The organism is Geobacillus sp. YF-1 (genome assembly GCF_052692335.1).
In genome coordinates, this window is sequence record NZ_CP199850.1 from 3,074,305 (window position 1) to 3,096,735 (window position 22,431).

General features: G+C 54.0%; 19 protein-coding genes, 1 pseudogene and 1 riboswitch. Of the genes and pseudogenes, 4 read left to right on the top strand and 16 right to left on the bottom strand.

What is annotated here, in order from left to right; all coding sequences use genetic code 11:
- Window positions 1-6: 6 nt before the first annotated feature.
- From ACTVIM_RS15295 to ACTVIM_RS15315, 5 genes are all read right to left on the bottom strand, one after another.
- Window positions 7-333 carry a DUF4870 domain-containing protein gene (locus ACTVIM_RS15295; protein WP_445613075.1) on the bottom strand — a complete coding sequence of 109 codons (327 nt, stop codon included), beginning with the start codon at window positions 331-333 and terminating at the stop codon, window positions 7-9.
- A 126-nt stretch (window positions 334-459) separates the two neighbouring features.
- Window positions 460-3,318 (bottom strand): excinuclease ABC subunit UvrA, encoded by a 2,859-nt coding sequence (gene uvrA / locus ACTVIM_RS15300; RefSeq protein ID WP_445613076.1) that lies wholly within the window; start codon window positions 3,316-3,318, stop codon window positions 460-462.
- Between the two features lie 5 nt (window positions 3,319-3,323).
- Entirely contained in the window at window positions 3,324-5,300 is a 1,977-nt protein-coding gene (gene uvrB, locus ACTVIM_RS15305) for an excinuclease ABC subunit UvrB (RefSeq protein WP_033017803.1), read from the bottom strand.
- Window positions 5,301-5,918: 618 nt separating this feature from the next.
- Complete coding sequence (locus tag ACTVIM_RS15310) at window positions 5,919-6,143, bottom strand: CsbA family protein (protein WP_033017804.1); 225 nt, start codon at window positions 6,141-6,143, stop codon at window positions 5,919-5,921.
- A 14-nt stretch (window positions 6,144-6,157) separates the two neighbouring features.
- Entirely contained in the window at window positions 6,158-7,330 is a 1,173-nt protein-coding gene (locus tag ACTVIM_RS15315) for a PDZ domain-containing protein (RefSeq protein ID WP_445613077.1), read from the bottom strand.
- 219 nt (window positions 7,331-7,549) lie between these two features.
- Here ACTVIM_RS15315 and ACTVIM_RS15320 point away from each other — a divergent pair, with 219 nt between their 5' ends.
- Entirely contained in the window at window positions 7,550-8,104 is a 555-nt protein-coding gene (locus tag ACTVIM_RS15320) for a MerR family transcriptional regulator (protein WP_445613078.1), read from the top strand.
- A gap of 274 nt (window positions 8,105-8,378) precedes the next feature.
- Here the strand turns inward: ACTVIM_RS15320 and ACTVIM_RS15325 are convergent, their stop codons facing one another.
- Entirely contained in the window at window positions 8,379-8,891 is a 513-nt protein-coding gene (locus tag ACTVIM_RS15325) for a hypothetical protein (RefSeq protein ID WP_445613079.1), read from the bottom strand.
- 96 nt (window positions 8,892-8,987) lie between these two features.
- Here ACTVIM_RS15325 and ACTVIM_RS15330 point away from each other — a divergent pair, with 96 nt between their 5' ends.
- The gene (locus ACTVIM_RS15330; RefSeq protein ID WP_033017812.1) at window positions 8,988-10,658 is read left to right on the top strand and encodes a DUF6044 family protein; all 1,671 of its coding nucleotides are present in this window, start codon (window positions 8,988-8,990) and stop codon (window positions 10,656-10,658) included.
- 17 nt (window positions 10,659-10,675) lie between these two features.
- The gene (locus ACTVIM_RS15335) at window positions 10,676-11,668 is read left to right on the top strand and encodes a glycosyltransferase family 2 protein (RefSeq protein WP_445613080.1); all 993 of its coding nucleotides are present in this window, start codon (window positions 10,676-10,678) and stop codon (window positions 11,666-11,668) included.
- Window positions 11,669-12,243: 575 nt separating this feature from the next.
- On the opposite strand, the gene ACTVIM_RS15340 is transcribed toward ACTVIM_RS15335, so the two are convergent.
- Together ACTVIM_RS15340 and ACTVIM_RS15345 are read right to left on the bottom strand one after the other, a co-directional pair.
- Window positions 12,244-13,707, bottom strand: a complete 1,464-nt coding sequence (locus ACTVIM_RS15340) for a S41 family peptidase (RefSeq protein ID WP_445613081.1) — start codon at window positions 13,705-13,707, stop codon at window positions 12,244-12,246.
- 197 nt (window positions 13,708-13,904) lie between these two features.
- Window positions 13,905-14,204 (bottom strand): annotated as a pseudogene (locus ACTVIM_RS15345) (pirin family protein); the annotation flags it as partial.
- A 397-nt stretch (window positions 14,205-14,601) separates the two neighbouring features.
- A riboswitch (cyclic di-GMP riboswitch) is annotated at window positions 14,602-14,687 on the top strand.
- 45 nt (window positions 14,688-14,732) lie between these two features.
- Here ACTVIM_RS15345 and ACTVIM_RS15350 point away from each other — a divergent pair.
- Complete coding sequence (locus ACTVIM_RS15350) at window positions 14,733-15,506, top strand: thrombospondin type 3 repeat-containing protein (RefSeq protein ID WP_445613082.1); 774 nt, start codon at window positions 14,733-14,735, stop codon at window positions 15,504-15,506.
- 425 nt (window positions 15,507-15,931) lie between these two features.
- On the opposite strand, the gene ACTVIM_RS15355 is transcribed toward ACTVIM_RS15350, so the two are convergent.
- The 8 genes from ACTVIM_RS15355 to prfB form a co-directional block, all read right to left on the bottom strand.
- On the bottom strand, window positions 15,932-17,227 hold the full coding sequence (locus ACTVIM_RS15355; protein WP_445613083.1) for a murein hydrolase activator EnvC family protein: 1,296 nt from the start codon (window positions 17,225-17,227) through the stop codon (window positions 15,932-15,934).
- 33 nt (window positions 17,228-17,260) lie between these two features.
- On the bottom strand, window positions 17,261-18,154 hold the full coding sequence (gene ftsX / locus ACTVIM_RS15360) for a permease-like cell division protein FtsX (protein ID WP_445613084.1): 894 nt from the start codon (window positions 18,152-18,154) through the stop codon (window positions 17,261-17,263).
- The gene (ftsE, locus tag ACTVIM_RS15365; RefSeq protein WP_144976363.1) at window positions 18,144-18,830 is read right to left on the bottom strand and encodes a cell division ATP-binding protein FtsE; all 687 of its coding nucleotides are present in this window, start codon (window positions 18,828-18,830) and stop codon (window positions 18,144-18,146) included. The genes ftsX and ftsE overlap by 11 nt, the downstream gene beginning before the upstream one ends.
- 483 nt (window positions 18,831-19,313) lie before the next feature.
- Window positions 19,314-19,643, bottom strand: coding sequence for a cytochrome c551 (cccB, locus tag ACTVIM_RS15370; RefSeq protein ID WP_445613085.1), 330 nt, complete (start codon window positions 19,641-19,643; stop codon window positions 19,314-19,316).
- A 58-nt stretch (window positions 19,644-19,701) separates the two neighbouring features.
- A complete protein-coding gene (locus ACTVIM_RS15375) occupies window positions 19,702-20,565 on the bottom strand; it encodes a YitT family protein (protein ID WP_033017822.1) in 864 nt (287 codons plus the stop codon).
- 136 nt (window positions 20,566-20,701) lie between these two features.
- A complete protein-coding gene (locus tag ACTVIM_RS15380; RefSeq protein ID WP_033017823.1) occupies window positions 20,702-20,962 on the bottom strand; it encodes a type II toxin-antitoxin system RelE family toxin in 261 nt (86 codons plus the stop codon).
- Window positions 20,931-21,191: a hypothetical protein gene (locus ACTVIM_RS15385; RefSeq protein ID WP_081897160.1), complete on the bottom strand. Its 261-nt coding sequence runs from the start codon at window positions 21,189-21,191 to the stop codon at window positions 20,931-20,933. The genes ACTVIM_RS15380 and ACTVIM_RS15385 overlap by 32 nt, the downstream gene beginning before the upstream one ends.
- A gap of 108 nt (window positions 21,192-21,299) precedes the next feature.
- Window positions 21,300-22,401 (bottom strand): peptide chain release factor 2 gene (prfB, locus tag ACTVIM_RS15390; protein WP_108209728.1). Its coding sequence is split into 2 segments (ribosomal slippage): window positions 21,300-22,328 and window positions 22,330-22,401, totalling 1,101 coding nucleotides; the frame shifts between segments, so codons are not numbered across the junction.
- Window positions 22,402-22,431 lie beyond the last annotated feature (30 nt).

Sequence of the window (22,431 nt, forward strand, 5' to 3'; positions counted from 1 at the left end):
TCATTTCTATTTTAACACTTGAATCCCTTTAATGACATTCCAAATCACAACCACAAGGTTCACCACCCCGGCCACAAGAAAGCCAAGCCACACGACCCCACTGCCAAACAAGAACGACCCCTCGTTCCAATGGCCAAGCAAGAGCGGCGAGGCGGCGAAGGCGATAAACAAGACAATGGTGGCGGCTGGAATCAAATGCGACACGAGCGACCGCTTCGCATGGCGTTTCACTTCCATATCCTCAACGACGAAATAAACGACGATCGGCAAAAGCAATGGCGCAAAAAAGACGCTAAAATAACAAAGCGCTGATACCATTTTATTCGTTGACATTGACAATCCCCTTTCCAACGTGTTCGTTTTGTATATACGATCATCATCAGGGAAAGTTTCCCGCCGTTGGAAAAAAGACAGCGCAGCCACTCCCTCCACCGCGGGTTGAAAAAAGCGGCAAAAGCGTTACGCCTTTGCCGCCTCATACCGCGCCTGCATGCGCGCCCGGTCGCGTTCCAAAATCGGTTTCAAATAGCGGCCGGTGTAGGAAGCTTCGACCTCGGCCACGTGTTCCGGCGTGCCGGCCGCGACAATTTGCCCGCCGCGGTCACCGCCTTCCGGACCTAGGTCAATGATGTAATCGGCCGTTTTAATGACGTCCAAGTTATGTTCGATGACGAGCACCGTATCGCCGTTGTCCACGAGCCGGTGAAGCACATCAAGCAGCCGGGCGATGTCGTCGACGTGCAGCCCGGTCGTCGGCTCGTCCAAAATGTAGAGCGTCCGGCCGTTCGAGCGCCGGTGCAGCTCGGCAGCGAGCTTGACGCGCTGCGCCTCGCCGCCGGAGAGCGTCGTCGCCGGCTGGCCAAGCTTCATATAGCCGAGGCCGACATCATACAGCGTCGCGAGCTTGCGTTTGATTTTCGGGATCGAAGCGAAAAAGTCCAGCGCATCTTCGACCGTCATGTCCAGCACGTCGGCGATGTTTTTTCCTTTGTACGTCACCTCAAGCGTTTCGCGGTTGTACCGTTTGCCGTGGCATACTTCGCACGGGACGTACACGTCCGGCAAAAAGTGCATTTCAATTTTGATGATCCCATCGCCATGGCACGCCTCGCAGCGCCCGCCTTTGACGTTGAAGCTGAAGCGCCCTTTTTTGTAGCCGCGCACTTTCGCTTCGTTCGTGGCGGCAAACACGTCGCGGATGTCATCAAACACCCCGGTGTACGTCGCCGGATTCGACCGCGGGGTGCGTCCGATCGGCGATTGGTCGATGTCAATCACTTTGTCGAGATGCTCAAGCCCGCGGATGTCGCGATGTTCCCCCGGTTTCGCTTTCGCCCGGTGCAGCTTTTGCGCCAGCGCCTTATAGAGCACTTCGTTCACAAGCGTGCTTTTGCCCGAGCCCGACACCCCGGTGACGGCGACGAACGTGCCGAGCGGGATGCTCACCGAGACGTTTTTCAAGTTGTGCTCGCGGGCGCCGATCACCTCGAGCCACCGTCCGTCCGGCTGGCGCCGTTCGGCCGGAAGCGGGATGAATTTTTTCCCCGATAAATATTGGCCGGTGAGTGAGTTCGGATCGTTCATCACCTCTTCCGGCGTGCCGGCCGCGACGACCTCGCCGCCGTGGATGCCCGCCCCCGGGCCGATGTCAATCAAATAGTCGGCCGCGAGCATCGTATCTTCGTCATGTTCGACGACAATGAGCGTATTGCCGAGGTCGCGCATGTTTTGTAACGTCGCGATCAGCCGGTCGTTGTCGCGCTGATGCAGGCCGATCGACGGCTCGTCGAGCACGTACAAGACGCCGGTCAGCCGCGAGCCGATTTGCGTCGCCAAGCGGATGCGCTGCGCCTCGCCGCCGGAAAGCGTGCCCGCTGAGCGGCTGAGCGTCAAATAGTCGAGGCCGACGTTTTGCAAAAAGCCGAGCCGGTCGCGAATTTCACGCAAAATGAGGCGGGCGATTTGCGCTTCTTTTTCCGTCAACTCGAGACCGTCAAAAAAGGCGAGCGCTTCGGTCACCGACATGGCGGTGACTTCGCCGATATGCTTGCCGCTGACCAAGACGGCGAGGCTTTCTTTTTTCAGCCGGTAGCCTTGGCACGTCGGGCACGGCTGTTCGGCCATATACTTTTCCATCTGCTCGCGGATGTAATCGGAGCTTGTCTCGCGGTAGCGGCGCTCGATGTTGCGCAAAACCCCTTCAAACTCGATGTACTGTTCACGCACTTGGCCGAAATCGTTCGTATAGCGAAAATGAATGACTTCCCCGCCGCTGCCGTACAAAATTTTATCGAGCTGCTCTTTTGGCAAATCTTTCACCGGCACGTCCATCGGGATGCCGTAATGGCGGCACACGGCTTCGAGCAGCTGCGGGTAATATTGCGAGCTTTGCGGCTCCCACGGAGCGATGGCGTGCTCCTTCAATGTCAATTCATCGTTCGGGATGACAAGGTCGGGATCGACTTCGAGCTTCGCCCCGAGCCCGTCGCAGTCCGGACAGGCGCCAAACGGGCTGTTGAACGAGAACAAGCGCGGCTCAAGCTCCCCGATCGAAAAGCCGCAATACGGGCAAGCGTGCTTTTCGCTGAACAAGAGCTCTCCTTCGCCGATCACATCGACGATGACTTTGCCGTCGGCGAGCTTCAAGGCTGTCTCCAACGAGTCAGCGAGCCTTGCCGCGATGCCGTCTTTCATCACAATCCGGTCGACGACGACCTCAATCGAATGCTTTTTGTTTTTTTCCAGTTCGATGTCTTCCGTTAACTCGCGCATCTCGCCGTCAATGCGGACGCGCACATACCCTTGCTTGCGAATATCCTCCAATGTCTTGGCGTGCGTCCCTTTTCGCCCCGAGACGATCGGCGCCAAAATTTGCATTTTCGTCCGCTCCGGGTACGCGAGCAGCCGGTCGACCATTTGCTCGATCGTCTGCGATTGAATTTCGATGCCATGCGTCGGGCAGAACGGCCGGCCGATACGGGCGAACAACAGCCGCAAGTAGTCGTAAATTTCCGTCACCGTGCCGACCGTGGAACGCGGGTTGCGGCTTGTCGTCTTTTGGTCGATCGAAATGGCCGGCGACAATCCTTCGATCGCATCGACATCCGGCTTGTCCATCTGCCCTAAAAACTGGCGGGCGTACGCCGACAACGATTCGACGTAGCGCCGCTGCCCTTCCGCGTAAATCGTATCAAACGCCAGCGACGACTTTCCCGAACCCGACAGCCCGGTCAACACAACAAGCTTGCCGCGCGGGATTTCGACGTCAATGTTTTTTAAGTTATGGGCGCGCGCCCCTTTGATGATAATTTTCTCCATTCCCGTCACCCTTCCGCTTTCAACTCGAAAATGGCATCACGCAGCTGGGCGGCCCGCTCGAAGTCGAGCGCTTTGGCCGCTGCTTTCATTTCCGCCTCGAGCGTTCGAATCAGCTCTTCCCGCTCCTGCTTCGTCATCTTGGCCGGCGCCTTCGCCTCGTACGTCTCCGTCTCTTCCGCCGCATACGTCGCGCGGATGACGTCGCGAATCTCCTTTTTCACCGTGCGTGGCACGATGCCGTGCTCTTGGTTGTACGCTTCCTGAATCGTCCGGCGCCGCTTCGTTTCTTGAATGGCGATTTCCATCGATTTCGTCACTGTATCGGCGTACATGATCACATGGCCGTTCGCGTTGCGCGCCGCGCGGCCGATCGTCTGGATGAGCGAACGCTCCGAGCGCAAAAACCCTTCTTTGTCGGCGTCCAAAATGGCGACAAGCGACACTTCCGGAATGTCCAATCCTTCCCGCAGCAAGTTGATGCCAACAAGCACATCGTATTTGCCGAGCCGCAAGTCGCGGATGATTTCAATGCGCTCCAGCGTTTTGATTTCCGAATGCAAGTAAGCGACTTTGATGCCGGCTTCTTTCAAATAATCGGTCAAGTCTTCGGCCATTTTTTTCGTCAACGTTGTGACCAACGTCCGCTCGTTCCGCTCGACCCGCTCGCGAATTTCGCCGATCAAATCGTCGATTTGCCCGTTCGTCGGACGGACGTCGATCGTCGGATCCAACAGCCCGGTCGGGCGGATGATTTGTTCGACAACGCCCGGGCTATGTTCGAGCTCATACGGCCCCGGCGTCGCGGAGACGTAAATAATTTGATTGATTTTTTGCTCGAACTCTTCAAACGTGAGCGGCCGGTTGTCAAGCGCCGACGGCAGGCGAAAGCCGTGGTCGACGAGCACTTGCTTGCGCGCCCGGTCGCCGTTGTACATGCCGCGCAGCTGCGGCAAGGTGACGTGCGACTCATCAATGATGATCAAAAAATCGTCCGGAAAATAGTCAAGCAAGGTGTACGGCGTCGAGCCCGGCGGCCGCAGCGCCAAATGGCGCGAGTAGTTTTCGATGCCGGAACAAAAGCCCATCTCGCGCATCATTTCAAGATCATAGCGCGTCCGCTGCTCGAGCCGCTGCGCCTCCAAGAGCTTCCCTTGCGCGCGCAGTTCGGCGAGCCGCTCCTCGAGCTCTTGTTCAATGTTTTGAATGGCGAGCCGCATTTTCTCCTCGCGCGTGACAAAGTGCGACGCTGGGAAAATGGCGACGTGCTCACGCTCGCCGAGCACCTCGCCGGTCAAGGCGTCCACCTCGCGGATGCGATCGATTTCATCGCCGAAAAATTCGACGCGAATGCAATGTTCATCGCGCGAAGCGGGGAAAATTTCGACGACATCGCCGCGGACGCGGAACGTGCCGCGGCGGAAGTCGATATCATTGCGGTCGTATTGGATGTCAACGAGCCGCCGCAACAACGCGTTGCGCTCGATTTCCATCCCGACGCGCAATGAAACGACGAGCTCCCGGTATTCTTCCGGCGACCCTAAACCGTAAATGCACGACACGCTGGCGACGATGATGACGTCCCGGCGCTCAAACAAAGCCGATGTCGCCGAGTGCCGCAATTTGTCGATTTCATCGTTGATTTTCGCGTCTTTTTCAATGTACGTATCCGTCTGCGGCACGTACGCTTCCGGCTGATAGTAATCGTAATAGCTGACAAAATATTCGACGGCGTTGTGCGGGAAAAACTCCTTCAGCTCGCTGTACAATTGGCCAGCGAGCGTTTTGTTGTGGGCGATGACGAGCGTTGGTTTGTTGACTTGGGCAATCACGTTCGAGATCGTAAACGTTTTGCCCGTCCCTGTCGCCCCAAGCAGCGTTTGATGCTTCACTCCCTGCCGCAACCCGTCAACGAGTTTGGCGATCGCCTGCGGTTGATCGCCTTGCGGTTGATAAGATGAAACTAGTTGAAAACGGCCCTCCACCGTTCCGCCTCCTTCTCCGTACCATCTTTCCCCATTGTACCACATCGGCTCCATCGGCGCATCAAAAATGCGAACTCATATTCGTACCAATCCGTTCAGCGTTTTCCATCGCTCCCTCTTTCCTGCACTTTCGGGAAGAAACCGCTGTCCCAAGGAACAAGACGAAGCGCCCCATCAACAGACAGAGGCGCTGGCATCAGTGCAGCGAGACGCAGACGCGGAGCAACCGACATCTCGATTTTGCGGCCATCATCGCCCTTTTTAGCAACGCCAAAAAGCGGACTGGTTCCTTCTTCCCCGTCCGCTCCTTTAGAGGCTAGTGATTTAATAGTACATACCGATTCCTAGCATCGTTTCTCCAATAGAGAAACGTTGTATCATCAGCGCTTCTTTTCACACGTTCATCCATTGATCGGAAAAAACAGCTATTTCCGCCGGCCTTGTTAAGGTTGATGAAAAACCGCTGTTTGCCTTGATCGATGGAACAAGTTTTTCTACATTAAGAAACGATTCCAAGAAGCGGTTGCGTGAGTCCATCCCCACCCCTCTTTGCTTGCTTCACCGTCCGCCGGCGGGGAAAAGCGGTGATCATCACAGCCGCGCGCCGGCCATCGCCCTTCATTTTTCCTTCAAGCGCTCAAGCATGCGCCCTGCCCACAAAAACCCGGCTATCGTGGAAGCAACATCGGCCACGATTTCATGAAACTGGTCTGTATACCCTTTCAGATAAGAAGCTACAAGCAGGGCGACGGTCAACAGCACCGCGATGTATCGATTGTACGTCACCCGCGCGAACAACAACACTAAGAGACACGGTATGAAAAGCGCCGCCAAAAACCACATGATTGTCTTCTCCTTTACGAAACAGCTTCGGATGCCAAGGAGCCGCGCTCGCGGACGAACAGCAGCCCAAGCTCATGGTGTTCATCCTCATAGAGCGCCCCCTGGACAAAGCGAACTTCCCCGTTGTCGCCGATCACTTCCAATTTGCAAAATGCGCGGTTGCGCTGGAGCGCTTCGTAAAACTCCGCCTCCGTCCGCACTGGCACCCCGTTCGTTTTGCAGATCACTTCTCCAATCGAAAGCCCCATTTTTTCCGCCTTTGACCCCGGCAGCACCCCGACGATGACCACTCCGTGCGGATGACGGGCAAAGCGGGGTGGGGAAGCGCTGTCGGCGCGGCGGCCAGAAAAAGCGATCCATTCACGCCCGATGACCGCCACCGCTCCCGCCGCCACCGCCAGCGGCGCATACCATACGCTTCCTGTCGCCAACACGGCAACAACGCCGGCCAGCAGCAGCACGAGCCGCCCTTCCCGACGCGCCGCCTCGGGCGGCCGCACATGATGGCGACGCTGAGAAAACCCGATCAGGAACGGAACAAGCCAAAACGAATGCCCTTCCCCGCCGACAGCAAACGGCCACCATGGAAACGACGGCAGCGAGCCGCCAGCCATCGGCAACACGACCGGCACAAACCAGAGGCGCTGCACCCATTGCCGGCCGATGGTCATTCCCCGCTTGCTTTTCAAAAGCTGCGGCGAAGCGGGCTCCGTTCGCGTCCGAATGATGAGCCATCCTTCAGCCGCCAACAGCAACGTCAGCCACAGCGCCAACACCGGCGCTGCTTCTACGCCATCGCGAAGCCAAGGAACAGCCATCCTGCCGCGCTCGGCCATCGCGAGCACAAGCAGCGTCCCCCCCAGCGTATACGCCGCCGACAATAGCCGCGCTTCCATCGTCAAGCCAAGCAGCACCGTGAGCGCGGTCACCGTCCAAACGACCTCCTTCGGCACGACGAGGCCCGCCCCAAGCGCCACCGCTGACAGCACCGCCCCCGGAAGCCATCCGCTTGTCCAAAGCCCCCGCCATTCTTTCCATGGACTGTAGACGCGCACGTGAAAATCGCGGCGCTCGCGCTTCACCCGCCGCCAACCGGCGGCCAAGGCGAGCAAGGCGCCATAATAAAGGAGCGGCTGCCGCCATACCGCCGCAATCCCTTCTAGCCATTCAAGCCCCCATGTCGCCATCAACGTTCCCCCTTGTTTCGTTCACCGTTCTTTACCTTTTATTCTACCAAATGGCCGCGACAAATCCTATGCCTGCCGCCATCTTTTTTCCCATGTGGCGAAATGCCGTCCTTTTCGGCTTTCTTTGTCGAATCGCCACTAGTTTTGTCGGTCAGGAAGGAGTTCGCGCCCTCAATGAAAAAAAGATAGAACAAGAAGGAGAAAGGGAGGAGTGGAACGATGGAAATAAAAACGACCGATGTCGCCGCCCGTCTTGGTGTTTCGCCGAAAACCATCCAACGCTGGGTGCGGAAGTATGACATCCCGCTGCGCAAAAATGAAGCCGGCCATTACTTGTTCGATGAAAACACGATCGCTTTGTTGGAGCGCGTCAAATTCGAACAAGGCGCGGCCTTGGAACGGTCGGCAGCCGCGCGGTACCCTTCCGTTGCAGCGTCGTTGCCAACCGACAACCAACCGAAACAAGAAGCGCCGTCGCCCACGCTCGACGTTTTGCGCCAGCCATCCTTCGAACCGGAAATCGCCCGCATCTCTTCGCGCCTTGATCAACTCGAACAGCAGCTCGGCCAAAAAGCCGACGACGTCGTCTCCGTTCAATTGCTGCATCACCGTCGAGAAATGGAAGAAATCACTACCCGTCTCGCCGCGCTCGAACAGCTCGTCGCCCGGCTCGAGCAACAGCTGAATAACAAGCCGCCATCATCCCACGAACCGCCCCAACCACCGAAGCGAAAACGGCGCGGCCTCGGACGGGTGATCGGTCTGTTTGCCTAGCCGGTTGCTTCAGTTCCGGCCGCGCGGGCGGCTGACAACTGACCGTTGGCGGTGAAAGAGCAACACGCAAGCCAGCAGCCAATCGAAAAGGCCGGTTGGAAGGAGGAAGTCTATGGGCAACCTGACTTGCTCCATTTGAGCAACCTTGCCAACATACACGTCGAAACACTGGCGGTTGGGCGCAAATCAGCACGTTTCACCGGCCTTCTAACATACGATAGGGATTGAACAATGCCTATTCGCAACATCGTGTTTCAAAATCGAAAAGCTTTGTTCAGCTCCTGCCTTCCACATCTAATGAGGGCGCAAGAGGGGGCTCAACCAACTTGGAGGCACCCTCTGGCCCCTTTTTCTCTGCTGTGACCACCGTCAAGCATGAAGATGGACAAAGCGAGTGATTGTGGCCCAAATCATGAAGGTGGATAAAAAAGGGGAAGCTGTATAAGTTGCAATAAAGAATTTCCGAGTCTTCGTTGCAGGTTTCATCTAAATACAAGCCGATATCAGAGTAATCAGCGGGTTGTAAAACAAAATTGCAACTTAATAAGAATCTCCGGTCTCCATGTCCCATCTTATCACCTGACAAGTTGGCACCGTGACAAGAACGGTGAACAATGCCATGGAAAACAAAATGGCAACTTATATAGATTGTTTTTTCACCTTGTTGATCCCCGCCGTCCTCCTTAGGCTTAGCAACCGCGGCTCCGTTTGGGGGACGGCGGTGGATTCTAATCGTTCTCCCGAAGGCTTCGGCCGGTTGAAGCGGGCTTTTTTGCTTGGCCTTCACCGCTTCTTTACCTCTTTCTTATCATTTCTTAATCATTGCTTCGTATAATGTCGGATGTTGCGATGATTTCGCTTTTCGAAAGGAGGGAAGCCAGACGTGGAACGGAACGAACGAAAGGCGCTCATCGCGGCATGGATCATCTTGGCGGCCTATCTGTCCCCTCTATATCTTCTCGGGGAACATGCCCATATTCGTGTCCATGACAACATGGATTCCAACATTGCTTGGTATCGGGTGCTGGTCCGGAGCGGCGAGCTGTTCGGCCCCATCGACGCCGTCATCCCGCAAGTGATCAACGGCCTGCCGCGCAACGCCTTTGGGACGGAATTCAGCGGCATCGTGTGGCTGCACGCCTTATTCCCTTCCATGGTGGCGTACGCGCTCAGCCAGACGATCACGCGTATTTTCGCTTTTTTGGGCATGTATTGGCTGCTTCGCCGCCACTTTTTGCCGAATCCGGAATCATGGCTGATTCGCGTCGGCGTCTCCCTCGCCTTCGCCCTGACGCCGTTTTGGCCGTCCGGGATGCTGAGCACGCTCGGCATGCCGCTGGCGCTATGGGCATTTCTTTCCATCCGCAAAGGGGAAGCGACGTGGAAAGAGTGGCTTGCGATCATCTTGCTTCCGTTTTACGCCAGCTTTGTGCTCGGATTTTTCTTTTTCCTCGCCGCGATGGGGGCGGTGTGGTTGTTTGACGGCGTTGTCCGCAGGCAATGGAACAAACGATTGTTCACAGCGATTGTCTTGATGACCAGCTTGTTTTTAGCCATCGAGTACCGGCTCGTATACTCGCTTGTCTTCGATGGCGAACCGACGAGCCGAAACGAATTTCTTTCTTCACGGCTCAGCTTCCTCCACTGTCTGCGGCTGACGCTAAAAAACTATGTGCTCGGCCATACGCATGTAATGACCGTTCACGGGCCGATCATCTTGCCGGTGCTTTGGGCGGCGTTTTTTCTCGTTTGGCGCCGACAGCGCGGACCATTGGAGCGGCGCTTTCTTTTGCTGTTTTGGTTGAACATCGCCTTATCGACTTGGTATGCGTTTTGGTTTTACAAAGGGTGGCAGCCGCTCAAAGAACGGATTTCGCTTTTGAATACGTTCAATTTCGCCCGCTTCCATTTTTTGCGGCCGATGGTCATTTACCTTGATTTTGCCTTGGCCTTGCAAATCATCGCCAAAGAGCGCGCGGCGTGGCGGCGGCTCGTACCGATCGCCCTGACGTTGCAGTTGCTGCTGCTTGGCGGATTCAACGAGGAAATTCGCTATCGCCTCGCTGGCACACCATCGTTCGAGCAATTTTATTCTGAACATTTGTTTTCAGAAATCAAACGATATATCGGCAAGCCGGTATCCTCCTACCGCGTCGCCAGCGTTGGGCTGCATCCGGCCATCGCTCAATACAACGGGTTTTATACGCTCGATACGTACAACAATTTTTACCCGCTGTCATATAAGCGGCAATTTCGGCGTATCATCGCCAAGGAACTGGATAAAAACCCGGTGCTGAAAGACTATTTTGACCATTGGGGCAACCGCGTCTATTTGTTCTCGGCAGAGCTTGGAAAACATTATATGTTCACGAAACGATCGCATAAAGTCATCCATCATTTCGAGATCAACACAAAGGCATTCAAACAGCTTGGCGGCAAGTACATTTTTTCCTCCGTCCCGATCATGAACGCCCGCGACATCCATCTCCGCTTCTTGCGGGCGTTCACCGATCGACAGTCAGTATGGAAAATTTATGTGTATGAAGTGGAGTGAAAGGAGGCAAGAAACACATGATGGACAAACCATTGTTGGCCATCGTCGTCCCATGCTATAACGAAGAAGACGTGTTGCCGGAAACGATCCGGCGGCTGACCGCTTTGCTTGAGCAATTGCTCGAAGAAGGAGCGGTCGCCATCGGCAGCCATGTCGTTTTTGTCGACGACGGCAGCCGCGACCGGACATGGTCGCTCATTGAAGAAGAAAGCGAGCGAAACCCCTTCGTGGCGGGCATCAAGCTCGCGCGCAACGTCGGCCATCAGCGGGCGCTGCTCGCCGGGCTTGACACCGTCCGCGCGTACGCCGATTGCGCCGTGTCCATTGACGCCGATTTGCAAGACGATGTGGAGGCGATCCGCGAATTTGTGCAAAAATACCGCGAAGGATACGACATCGTTTACGGCGTGCGGCGCAGCCGAAAGACAGACACGTGGTTCAAGCGTACGACCGCCCAAGCCTTCTATCGGTTCATGCAGGCGCTCGGAATCGAGCTCATTTACAACCACGCCGATTTCCGGTTAATGAGCAAGCGGGCGCTCGATGAGCTGAGCCGCTACACAGAAGTCAATCTCTTTTTGCGCGGATTGGTGCCGCTTGTTGGGTTCCGCTCGACATGCGTCTTTTACGACCGTCATGAGCGATGGGCCGGGCAGTCGAAATACCCGCTCAAAAAGATGCTCGCCTTCGCCTTTGACGGCATCACCTCCTTAAGCGTCGCACCAATTCGCGCCATTACTTTGATCGGTTTTGCCGCTTTTCTCATCAGCGGAGCAGCCGGGTTGTACGCTCTCATCAGCAAATGGCTCGGACACGCGGAATCCGGCTGGACGTCGCTCATGATTTCCGTTTGGTTTATCGGCGGACTCGTGCTAATGAGCCTCGGTCTGATCGGTGAATACGTAGGTAAAATTTACCAAGAAGTAAAACGTCGTCCGCGCTTTGCGATCGAAACGACCGTCCAGCTGCCGCTTCCGGCAGAACAGAAAAAAACGCCGGCGCGCTTATAGAACAGAAAACAGCGGTCCCCGTGCGGCAGAAGCAGCCAGCGCGTTATATTAGCAACGAAAGAGGGTGTCCCGATCCTTTGTAGGGACACCCTCCTTCTCTTGCGTTGCTATATATACGGTTCTGCCTCACGATATGGGGCGCGCCTTTTCGCTCCCCTCTTTCTCATCCCGTCCAGCCGTGATCGAATCAAGAGACAACGCCGGCCATCGCGCTTTCCCTCACGAGAGCCATTGACCGATGAACGCCTTTTTCCTCTCCGCACGACAACCCGGAAGCGGCCGGAGCGTGTCAGCGCGGAAAGGCTGTGAACTACCCGTCACCTCTGCTTCGCTTGGGGAGGAGGCTTCTAGCGACTTGTGCGTGTTCACCGAACGGGAAGCCCCACACAAGTCCCCTTTACGCTTTCCCTCGCTCCGAAGGCGTCCGCTCGAACGATCGATGACCACATCCGTCGGCGATCGCCAACCGACATTCCTCTCCCACCTACTCATTGGTTTTTGCCCTGTATATTCCCTTGAGGTGGGAGACTTCTATCAGAAATTACGTTAAACCGAAAAGCGGTTTTCCCGCTTGCTCACCCGCGCCGGGCCGATGACGAAAACAGCACCTCCAGCGCCTTTTTGAGCTGCATGTCATGGCCAGGGTCGCGCACCGCCTCCATGATTTTCGCCTGCAACAGTTGCGCTGTCGTGTCATCGATGTGGCCCGTGACCGGCAGCTTGTTTGCTTTTTGGAAAGCTTTTACCGCCTGTTCCGTTTCTTTGCTGAAATAGCCGTCAGTGCGGCCCGGGTTGAAGCCAAGCCCTTTTAACATTTTTTGTGCATTGGCGATTTGCTCATCGTTCATATCATACTGAAACGGTTTTTCCACATGAAGCGGAGCGACGTGAAAGTAGTCCGGCTGAGCGACCGCGACGTCCGGCTTGATTCCTTTTTTATGAATCCAATGTCCGTCCGGGGTCAGCCATTTGTACAGCGTCAATTTGATGTTGCTTCCATCGCCCATCGGGATCGCTTGCTGCACCGTCCCTTTGCCGAATGTAGTCTCGCCGACGAGCGGATAGCCCCCCGCTTCCTTCATCGCTCCGGCCAAAATTTCCGACGCCGAGGCGCTGCCTTGGTCGACAAGAACGACAATCGGGTACGGCTTTTTCGCCGTTAGGTCGGAGTAAAATTTTTGCCGGTCGCCGTCGCGTTCTTCGATTTGGACATACGGTTTGCCTTTTGGAATCAGCTGTTTCAAAATTTCCTCCACACTTTGCAAATAGCCGCCCGGATTGCCGCGCACATCGATGATTAAGCCGTCAATGTGTTCAGCTTCCAGCTTCGCCAATTTCTTTTTAAAATCGGCCGCCGTGTTTTCCGAAAACGACGTAATTTGCAAGTAGCCCGCTTTTTTGCCTTGGTACGTTTTGATCGAGTCGTACACCGTCTGAATAGGAATTTCATCGCGGACGACTTTGACTTTCATGACATTTTTCACGCCAGGACGCAAAATGTCCAGCTCGACCGTCGTCCCCTTTTTGCCGCGGATTTTCAACACCGCTTCATACAAGTCAAGCCCTTCCAAGCTTTCCCCGTTGACGCGCAAAATCTGGTCATTGGGCTTCAATCCTGCTTTCTCCGCCGGTGAATTTTTGATGGGGGCGACGATCGTCACTTTGCCGTCAATCATGCTGACTTCAGCGCCGATCCCTTCAAACGATGAATCGAGCGATTCATTGAACTGTTCGGTCGTTTCCGCATCCATATACACCGAATACGGGTCGCCGAGCGTGTGAATCATCCCTTGAATGGCGCCTTCCGTCAGTTTGTCTTCATCGACCTTTTCCACATATCGATTTTTGATAAGCTCATACGCTTGACGAATTTTTTTCATTTCTTCATCATCGCCCGCGGATTTGGACAGCTCATCGGCCACAATTGTTGAAAGCGCCCCTTCCGGCGGGCGGTCGGCCCACTGCAGGCCGACGTACGTGCCCCCCGCCCCGATGAGCATCGACAGCGCCATTAGCGCAGTCATTGTCGTTTTTTTCACGTCGTTTCCTCCTCACCCTGTCCCATAAATGAAAAGCACCGCTTATCGCCGTGCCAAGCCTTTATTTTCATCATATGTCAAGCTTGTACCGAGTATGATGCCATACCGCCCATCCCTCTTACTAGTTTACATGCTCGCTTTTGATTTCTCAACCGATACAGAACGGAAAAAAGAGGCACCGCTCGCCCTTAACGGCGAACGATGCCGGTGCCGGCCGACATCCGCTGCACGCCGCCAAACGTCGTCACGGCTTTATGCCCCGTGCTGTCTTCATGTTGCAAATACCCCTTTAATACGATTGACACAATTTCCATCTCCCGGTGTGGGTGAGCGCCAAAACCAGCAAGCGGCGCGACGAAATCGTCGTTTAACACCCGCAGCGGGCCAAATTGAACGTTGTTCGGATCGTAATACTCGCCAAACGAAAAACTATGGTACGTCTTCAGCCAACCGTAATCGGCATGATAGCGGGATGAAGCCCGGTCAATCTGAATCATCATTTTCCTCTCCTTCATTGGCGCAATTCGAACCGCCTATCCCTCACCAATGGTCTGCAAATCGTTCGGACCGCATGCACACTAAGGGGCCGGTGATTGACTCACGCAACCGCTTCTCGGAATCGTTTCTCAAATAGAAAAACTGGTTGCATCAGCTTCTATGTTCACGCATTCCATCATCGATCAAGGCAAACAGCAGTTTTTCTCCATCCTCCTACAGGATTATCATATATAGGAGCCCATACCGGCATTGAATAATTCTCGAATTCAAGATAATTATAGAAAAAACAAAGGCGAAAAAGCAAGCGGAAAATAGGACAAAGGAATGATTTCCCTTAGAAGGTAGAACGACTTATATTAGAAGTAGATACGGCCGCATCTTCTCCTGCGAGAAGGTACGGCGAAAAGGCAAAGCGCTGGAAACAGCGCGGCGCAAAGCTAAAGGGGCTACGGCGCAAGACGCTATGCCAGCCAGCTACCGAACGTATCTTCCACATCCATCACTAAAGATGAAGGGAGAAGAGAAACATGAAGCGAATGGTCACAGGATGCCTCGCTGTCGCCTTGCTAGTTTCATCAGGGTGGGCAACGGCTGAGGCCAAAGGGAAGCCGTCATCCAAACCGAAGTGGGCTGATAAAAACAAAGACGGTATCCCGGATAATTGGGAACTGAAGTACAAACTCGGTCTAGGGAAAAACGTCGCCAACCAAGACAAAGACCGCGATGGGTTGACCAATCGAGTGGAATACAGCCTCCGTCTAAATCCGACGAAAGCAGATACGGACAAAGATAAAGTATTGGATGGGGACGAGGACACGGATCGCGATGGATTGACAAACAGCGCCGAGATAGCGCTCGGCACCAAGCCGAAAGATGCCGACAGCGACAATGACCGCATCAAAGACGGAGCGGAAAAGCAAGGAAAAACGAAGCTAAGCAATGTCATCCAAAAGCTTGAGCTGCAAATCAAAACAGCGGCGAACCGAACGATGAAAATCGACTATCATTGGTCGGAACGCCATTCCCATTTGCATATCAAAGATCGGACAGGCCACGTAACGGCTGACGATGTTCAAGCGCTCATTACCAGCTTGCAAGCAGCGCCGACGCTATCCAATGATGAAATCATCGTCAAAATCCAAACTCTCTTTTCCCTTGATACTCCGTTCCGCCTTGAACTCGAGTGGAAATATGGAAACGGCCGGGCGCGGAAACTTTCTGTCAAACAATCCGACAAAGGGAACAACACGGGACAGCCTAGTGATGACGAAGACGATGATGATCAGGATGACGGCGATTAAGATGATGACGAAGGCTATGATCAAGATGGCGATGGCAAGGACAGCGACAGCCCAGCTAACGATCGTGATGAATCATGACAATAAGGCTAAAGGTGTCTGCTTTCAAGAGAGGAACAACATATCGTGCCGCAGAAGCAGTCAGTACGTAATATATAGCAACGAAAGGGGGTGTCCCGATCTTTTGGGACATCCTCTTTCGTCTAGAAGGTTGGTGAAAAATCGCTGCTTGCCTTGATCGATGATGGAACGCGTGAAAAGCAGTTTCGATGCTACGGCGCTTCTCTATTTGAGAAACCGCGCGGTTCGAGAGTTAATACGATGAATCCACATGCTTTCCTTACATCACCGCCCTCCAAGAAAAAATGCGCAACTGGCCCATCGCAAAGCGATTGACGAGTTGCGCATCCCTTTTTCATTTCAGCGGATTAGAACGCAATGTAATTGCGTGGGTCAACGGCGTTCGTCTTGCCGGGGTTCCACTCGCCGCGGTGAAGTTCAAAGTGCAAGTGCGGGCCGGTTGAATCGCCGGTGTTGCCCATGTATCCAATGATTTGCCCTTTTTGCACGCGCTGACCTTCACCCACGAGCCGCGCTTCAAGGTGAGCATAAACGGTCGTATACAGTTGGCCGTCGATGATATGGCTGACGAAAATAACGTTTCCGTAGCTGCTAGAATAGTAGGAACGGAACACAACCCCGTCGGCGGCGGCAACGACCGGAACGACCGGAGCCCGTTTGCCGATATCGACTCCCGGATGGAAGTCCGTGCCGCCAAACCGGTACCCAAAACCGGATGTAATCGGTCCGTTGGCCGGACGGGTGAACGCCCCGCTCGATACCGGCGGGACGCTGCCGCCAGATGGCGCTTCCCCGCCGTTTTTCGATGCTGGCGGTGAATATGTACGTGCCCGCTGCTTCGCGGCTTCCTCTTCCGCCCGCTTTTGCCGCTCCAGTTCGGCGAGCTGCTGCTTTACGGCTGCTTCTTGCTTGGCAATCAATTCGTTTTGTTCTTCAAGCGCCAACTGATGTTCGTGTTCCTCTTCTTCTTTTTGTTTTAAATCAGCCATCAATTGATTTTTCTGTTCCAGCTGACCGGCGAGGCTTGCTTGCAGCTGTTTGAGCTCCTGCAAGTCCGCTTGCAGCTTGTTCCGCTTTTCCGTCAGTTCGGTTTCTTTTTTCTCTTTGAGCGCTTTATCCGCCTCTTGCTCGCGGACGATTTGCTGGTCCGCTTCCATGATCGTCGTCACCGCGCTCATGCGGTCGATGAAGTCGCTGAAGCTTTGCGCGCCCAGCAGCACTTCCAAGTAGCTGATCGCTCCACCGCTTTCTTGCAGCGACCGAAGCCGCTCCTTTAAAATCTCATTCCGCTTTTCAATCCGCTCCTGAATTTCGGCAATTTCTTGTTTCAATTGGGTAATCGCTCGCTCTGTTTGGTCGATGTCAGCGCTGACGTTGCGGATTTTTCCGCTCGTCTCCTCAATAGCGACGTTCAGCTTCGCGATGTCATTGGCGACTTGTTTTTGCTGCGACTGGAGGGACTCGATGTTTTTTTGCGACTCACTAATTTTCCCCTGCACTTCCGACCGCTTGGAGCGAAGCGCGTCGATTTCGCTTCGCTTTTGTTGAATATCGCGAGAGCTGACGGCATTGGCCGCAGGCGGCAGAACGCCGAGCCCAAGCGCCGCGGCAACGGCGAGCGCCATTACGTTTTTCTTTTTCATCTCGTTTCCCCTCTCCCTGCTAAATTGGATTGTTTATACCTTCAAAAACTTGCGCACAGACATCACGCTTCCCCAGACACCGATGACAGCGCCGATGGCCAGCAGCAAAGCGCTTAGCTGCCAGATGAACGGGGAAAACGGAAGAAGCTCAAACAGCTGGAGCGCAAACTGATGCTCGTATACATGGTAGACGTTATAGTAGACGACCGCCAACGCCGTGATCGGAACGATCGAACCGAGCACGCCAAGCCACAATCCTTCCAAGAAAAACGGCCAGCGGATAAACCCGTTCGTCGCCCCGACGAGGCGCATAATCTCGATTTCGCGGCGGCGGGCAAAAATCGTAATTTTAATCGTGTTGGAAATGAGAAACATCGCCGTAAACAGCAAGCCGGCAATCAGCACCAGCCCAACGTTGCGCATCACTTTTAGCACATCAAACAGCTTTTCAACCGTTCCTTGTCCGTAGTTCACTTTATGAACAGACGGGAGCGTTTCAATTTGCTTGGCGATTTTCACCGTGTCTTGCGGACGGGCGGCTTTGACGACATACACATCACTGAGCGGGTTTTGCTGCTCAAACAGACGGAACGCCGTCCCTTCCTCGCCCATGCTTTTGATCAGCCGCTTCAGCTCTTCATCCTTCGAGGAATAACGGACATCTTTGACGTTGGGAATGGCTTCGATTTGCCGACGCAACGCGTCTTTTGCTTGACGGTCGGCGGTCAACTCGATATGCACGCGGATTTCGACATCATTTTCTACTTTTTTGGCAAAATAGTTAATGTTGAACATAACGGTGAAAAAGACGCCGACGAGCAGCAGCGTCACGGTGACGGCGCTCGCAGAAGCAAACGTCATCCAGCCGTTGCGGCCGAGACTTTTGACGCTCTCCCGAACATGGCGCTTGAACGTGTTAAGCGTCATAGCCGTATTCCCCCCTCGCCTCGTCACGGACAATTTTTCCGTTTTCGATGGCGATGACACGCCGCCGCGTCGCATTGACGATTTCCTTATTATGGGTTGCCATCACAATGGTCGTTCCCCGGTCGTTAATTTTCTCAAACAACTCCATAATCCCCCATGATGTTTCCGGGTCTAAATTTCCTGTCGGTTCATCGGCAATGACAATTTTCGGGGAATTGACGATCGAGCGGGCGATGGAGACGCGCTGTTGTTCGCCGCCGGACAATTCGTTCGGATAAGAGCGGACTTTATGCTTGAGACCAACGAGATCAAGGACTTCCATCACCTTTTTGCGAATGGCTTTCGGCGACTCTTCAATCACTTCCAAAGCAAAGGCGACGTTTTCATATACATTGAGTTTAGGAAGCAGCTTAAAATCTTGAAAGACAATGCCGATTTGGCGGCGCAGCAACGGCACTTTGTTATCTTTGAGCTTCGCGAGGTTCACTCCGTTGACCATGATACTCCCTTTCGTGGGCTTCTCCTCGCGGTACATCATTTTGATAAACGTCGATTTGCCCGCTCCACTAGGTCCAACGACATAGACGAATTCTCCTTGTTTGATGCGGACATTGACGCCGTTTAATGCCACAACACCGTTCGGATATGTTTTATATACATCTTGCATTTCAATCATCGTCATCACCTATTTTTCGACGCGCTTGTTGTCATTTCTCGAGCTGTTTCGAACGAATCTAGCAAAATTCCGCAAGGATTATTATAACACGATTTTCTTCTGTCGAATTTTACATTTATATTTCAAATAACGATAGGGAAAAAGTCGTAGTGCTGCAAACATGTCTATATGCGAAAACGATCGTTTGAGCACCGTATCCTTTTCCATCAACGATCTTCTGGAAGACGGGTGAAAAACCGCTGTTTTCCTCGATCGCTGAGTGGACACGCAAACAGAAATGTGACAAGGTGTCTCGATTTTGAGAAATGATATGAGGAAACGGTATGGGAGAGAATCGCACGCCGGCAAGCGCACGCCGGCTTTTACATCGGCGAGATGAGGAAACGGTCTGGGCGAGAATGCCTCGGTTTTCCACGCTCAAAAAAACATCGCCCTGTTCGCATTCGAACAAGGCGACGTCTCGCTTTTTCCGCTCAGTGGCGATTATTTTTTGGCGGCCAGCCACTCGGCTACTTTATCGGCCTCTTCGCCTTTGATCAGCCTCCCAGGCATAATGCCGCGGCCTTTGGCAATAATGTCTTTAATCTGATCTTTTGAATACTTGCTCCCTACCTTTTGCAAGTTCGGGCCAGCCCCTCCTGACAAATCTTGCCCATGACAGGATGCGCAGTTTTGTTTGAAAATTTGTTCGGCGGACGCAGCGGTATCCCCTCCGCCACTGCTGCCGGTGTTGTTCCCGGCGTTATCTCCGCCGCCACATGCCGCCAAGGCGAGCGAAACACCGAGAAACAGCGCAGCCCATTTCCACTTCATGGTGAACTCCCCCTAAAACATTGGTTTCTCATATGTATTATAACCGATTTTTTCTCTTTTACGTACGCTGAAACCCTTCGCCAAGCACCTCAGCGGCGTTGGCGACGACGACAAATGCCGTCGGATCAATGGTTCGGACGATTTGTTTCAATTTCGTGAACTCCGATTGGGCGACGACACACATTAACACCGGGCGCTCATGTTCCGTGTAACCGCCGTACGCCGGCAGCCGCGTCACCCCGCGGTCGATTTCGTGCAAAATGGCGCGCCGCACTTTCTCTTCTTCGTTCGTAATGATCAGCGCGATCTTCGAGTAGCCGAGTCCGACTTGAACGAGGTCGATCGTTTTGCTTGTCACATACAGCGCAATCAGCGCATAGAGCGCCCGTTCGATATCAAACACAAACGCCGCGGTCAACACGATCAAACCGTCGATCAAAATGACGCACATCCCAAGCGACAGCCCGGTATATTTATGAATGATTTGCGCTGCTAGGTCGGTGCCGCCCGTCGACGCCCGACCGCGAAAGACAATGCCAAGGCCAAGCCCAACACCGATACCGCCAAAAATCGCGCCAAGAAGCGGATTCGTCGTCGCCGGCTCCATCTCTTTCGTCAAATAGACCACAAGCGGCAAAAATACCGTCCCCACGAACGTTTTCACGCCAAACTGCCGGCCTAACAACACCACGCCGGCGATAAAGAGCGGGACGTTGAGCGCCCATTGGACATACGCCGGCTCAATGCCAAACAGCGCATGCATAATCGTGCTGATGCCGCTCACTCCGCCCGAGGCGATCCGGTTCGGCAGCAAAAACACGTTAAACGCCACGGCGACGATCGCCGCGCCAGCGAGCACGTATCCATACTCCAACGCCGCCTCGATCGCCGGAGAAACGGTTTTCTCTTTTCGTTTCCGCATGCTTCCCCACCTTCCTTTGTGAGTATAGCATGCCCGTTTTGGCAAGTAAATGACAGCCGATTAACGCGATATCGATCTACTATGCTAAAGGAAAAAAGGACGATCCGATGATCGCCCTAGCCAAAAAATACAAGCCTCAATACACATCCCCACGGTTGCCGATCGCCTCAATATAGATGATTCGTTCTTCATGATCGATACGAAACAATACACGATATGTTCCGATTCGCAGCCGATATAATCCATCCTGCCCCTTCAACTTTTTAATATCCCCCTGCGGTGGGATCGCTAGCAGACCTTGCAACCCAGAGGCCAACCGTTCTTGAACCTCTTTTTCTTGCCTAGCGATGAATTTGACTGCGGCCCTATGGTAAATCAACTTGTAGCCCGAATTCACGCTTGGCTTCTCCCCCGATGATATATCCTTCATCGCTTTGCAACTGCTGGCGCTCTTCTTCCGTCAACGTTTCTTCTTCATCTGTTTCGTCAATCCGCTCCCATACCATTCGTTCCTTTCTGGACCGATCAAGCAGGTACATCAAAAAATCGTACGCTGTTTGATGATCCGTTTCATCCAACCGTTCAATCAGTTCGTAAAGCACTTGTTTGCGCACCGCCAAAGCCATCGCCCTCCTTTTGCCTTTCGTTACCTTCAGCATACCATGGGGATGCAGATGCGTCAAAATCAGAAAAATGATTTTTGAAACGAAAAAGGACGATCCGATGATCGCCCTTTACTTCAACTTCGCGCGCAAATACGCGTCAATAAACACGTCAATCTCCCCATCCATCACCGCTTGCACGTTGCCAACCTCGACGTTCGTCCGATGGTCTTTGACAAGCGAATACGGATGGAAAACGTACGAACGGATCTGGTTCCCCCAGCCGATTTCTTTTTGCTCACCGCGCAGCTCGGCGAGCTCGGCTTGCTGCTCCTCGAGTTTCTTTTGATACAATTTCGCTTTCAACATATTCATCGCTTTTTCGCGGTTTTGGATTTGCGACCGCTCCGATTGGCACGTGACGACGATCCCGGTCGGCAAGTGGGTGATACGCACCGCCGAATCGGTCGTATTGACGTGCTGTCCGCCCGCGCCGCTGGAGCGGTACGTGTCAATCTTCAGCTCATCCGGACGAATCTCGATTTCGATGTTTTCGTCCATCTCCGGCACGACTTCGCATGACACAAACGACGTGTGCCGGCGGCCCGAGGCGTCAAACGGCGAGATGCGGACAAGCCGGTGCACCCCTTTTTCCGCTTTTAAATAGCCGTAGGCATTCCGGCCTTTGATAAGCAGCGTGACGCTTTTGATCCCCGCTTCCTCGCCCGGCAGGTAGTCGAGCGTTTCCACTTTGAACCCTTTTTTCTCCGCCCAGCGCGTGTACATGCGCAGCAGCATCGACGCCCAGTCTTGCGACTCGGTGCCGCCCGCGCCAGGATGAAGTTCCAAAATCGCATTGTTTTGGTCGTACGGTTCGTTGAGCAGCAGCTGCAACTCGAACTCGCTGAAGTCTTTCGTCAATGTTTTCGCTTCTTCCACGAGCTCAGCCTGCAGCTCCTCGTCCGGTTCTTCTTTCAACAACTCGTACGTCACTTCCAAATTGTCAAACCGTTCCTGCAACGACTCAAACTCGCCAACCAAATCCTTGAGCCCATTCACCTCGGCAATGACCGCCTGCGCCGCTTTCTGGTCATCCCAAAAACCGGGGGCGGCCATTTGCTCCTCTAATTCGCGAATGCGCTCCCGCTTCACATCGAGGTCAAAGAGACCCCCTGATTTCCGCTAATCGCTTAGCCATTTTCTCGAGCTCTTGTTTGATTTCCGCCAAATCGATCATGTTGTCCTCACCTCATCATGAATATCG

Excerpts from the sequence above, each read along its gene's own strand:
- ACTVIM_RS15295 (WP_445613075.1), bottom strand. The coding sequence starts at position 333 with ATGTCAACGAATAAAATGGTATCAGCGCTTTGTTATTTTAGCGTCTTT.
- uvrA (WP_445613076.1), bottom strand. The coding sequence starts at position 3,318 with ATGGAGAAAATTATCATCAAAGGGGCGCGCGCCCATAACTTAAAAAAC.
- ACTVIM_RS15310 (WP_033017804.1), bottom strand. The coding sequence starts at position 6,143 with ATGTGGTTTTTGGCGGCGCTTTTCATACCGTGTCTCTTAGTGTTGTTG.
- ACTVIM_RS15315 (WP_445613077.1), bottom strand. The coding sequence starts at position 7,330 with ATGGCGACATGGGGGCTTGAATGGCTAGAAGGGATTGCGGCGGTATGG.
- ACTVIM_RS15320 (WP_445613078.1), top strand. The coding sequence starts at position 7,550 with ATGGAAATAAAAACGACCGATGTCGCCGCCCGTCTTGGTGTTTCGCCG.
- ACTVIM_RS15335 (WP_445613080.1), top strand. The coding sequence starts at position 10,676 with ATGATGGACAAACCATTGTTGGCCATCGTCGTCCCATGCTATAACGAA.
- ACTVIM_RS15350 (WP_445613082.1), top strand. The coding sequence starts at position 14,733 with ATGAAGCGAATGGTCACAGGATGCCTCGCTGTCGCCTTGCTAGTTTCA.
- ACTVIM_RS15355 (WP_445613083.1), bottom strand. The coding sequence starts at position 17,227 with ATGAAAAAGAAAAACGTAATGGCGCTCGCCGTTGCCGCGGCGCTTGGG.
- ftsX (WP_445613084.1), bottom strand. The coding sequence starts at position 18,154 with ATGACGCTTAACACGTTCAAGCGCCATGTTCGGGAGAGCGTCAAAAGT.
- ftsE (WP_144976363.1), bottom strand. The coding sequence starts at position 18,830 with ATGATTGAAATGCAAGATGTATATAAAACATATCCGAACGGTGTTGTG.
- cccB (WP_445613085.1), bottom strand. The coding sequence starts at position 19,643 with ATGAAGTGGAAATGGGCTGCGCTGTTTCTCGGTGTTTCGCTCGCCTTG.
- ACTVIM_RS15375 (WP_033017822.1), bottom strand. The coding sequence starts at position 20,565 with ATGCGGAAACGAAAAGAGAAAACCGTTTCTCCGGCGATCGAGGCGGCG.
- ACTVIM_RS15385 (WP_081897160.1), bottom strand. The coding sequence starts at position 21,191 with ATGGCTTTGGCGGTGCGCAAACAAGTGCTTTACGAACTGATTGAACGG.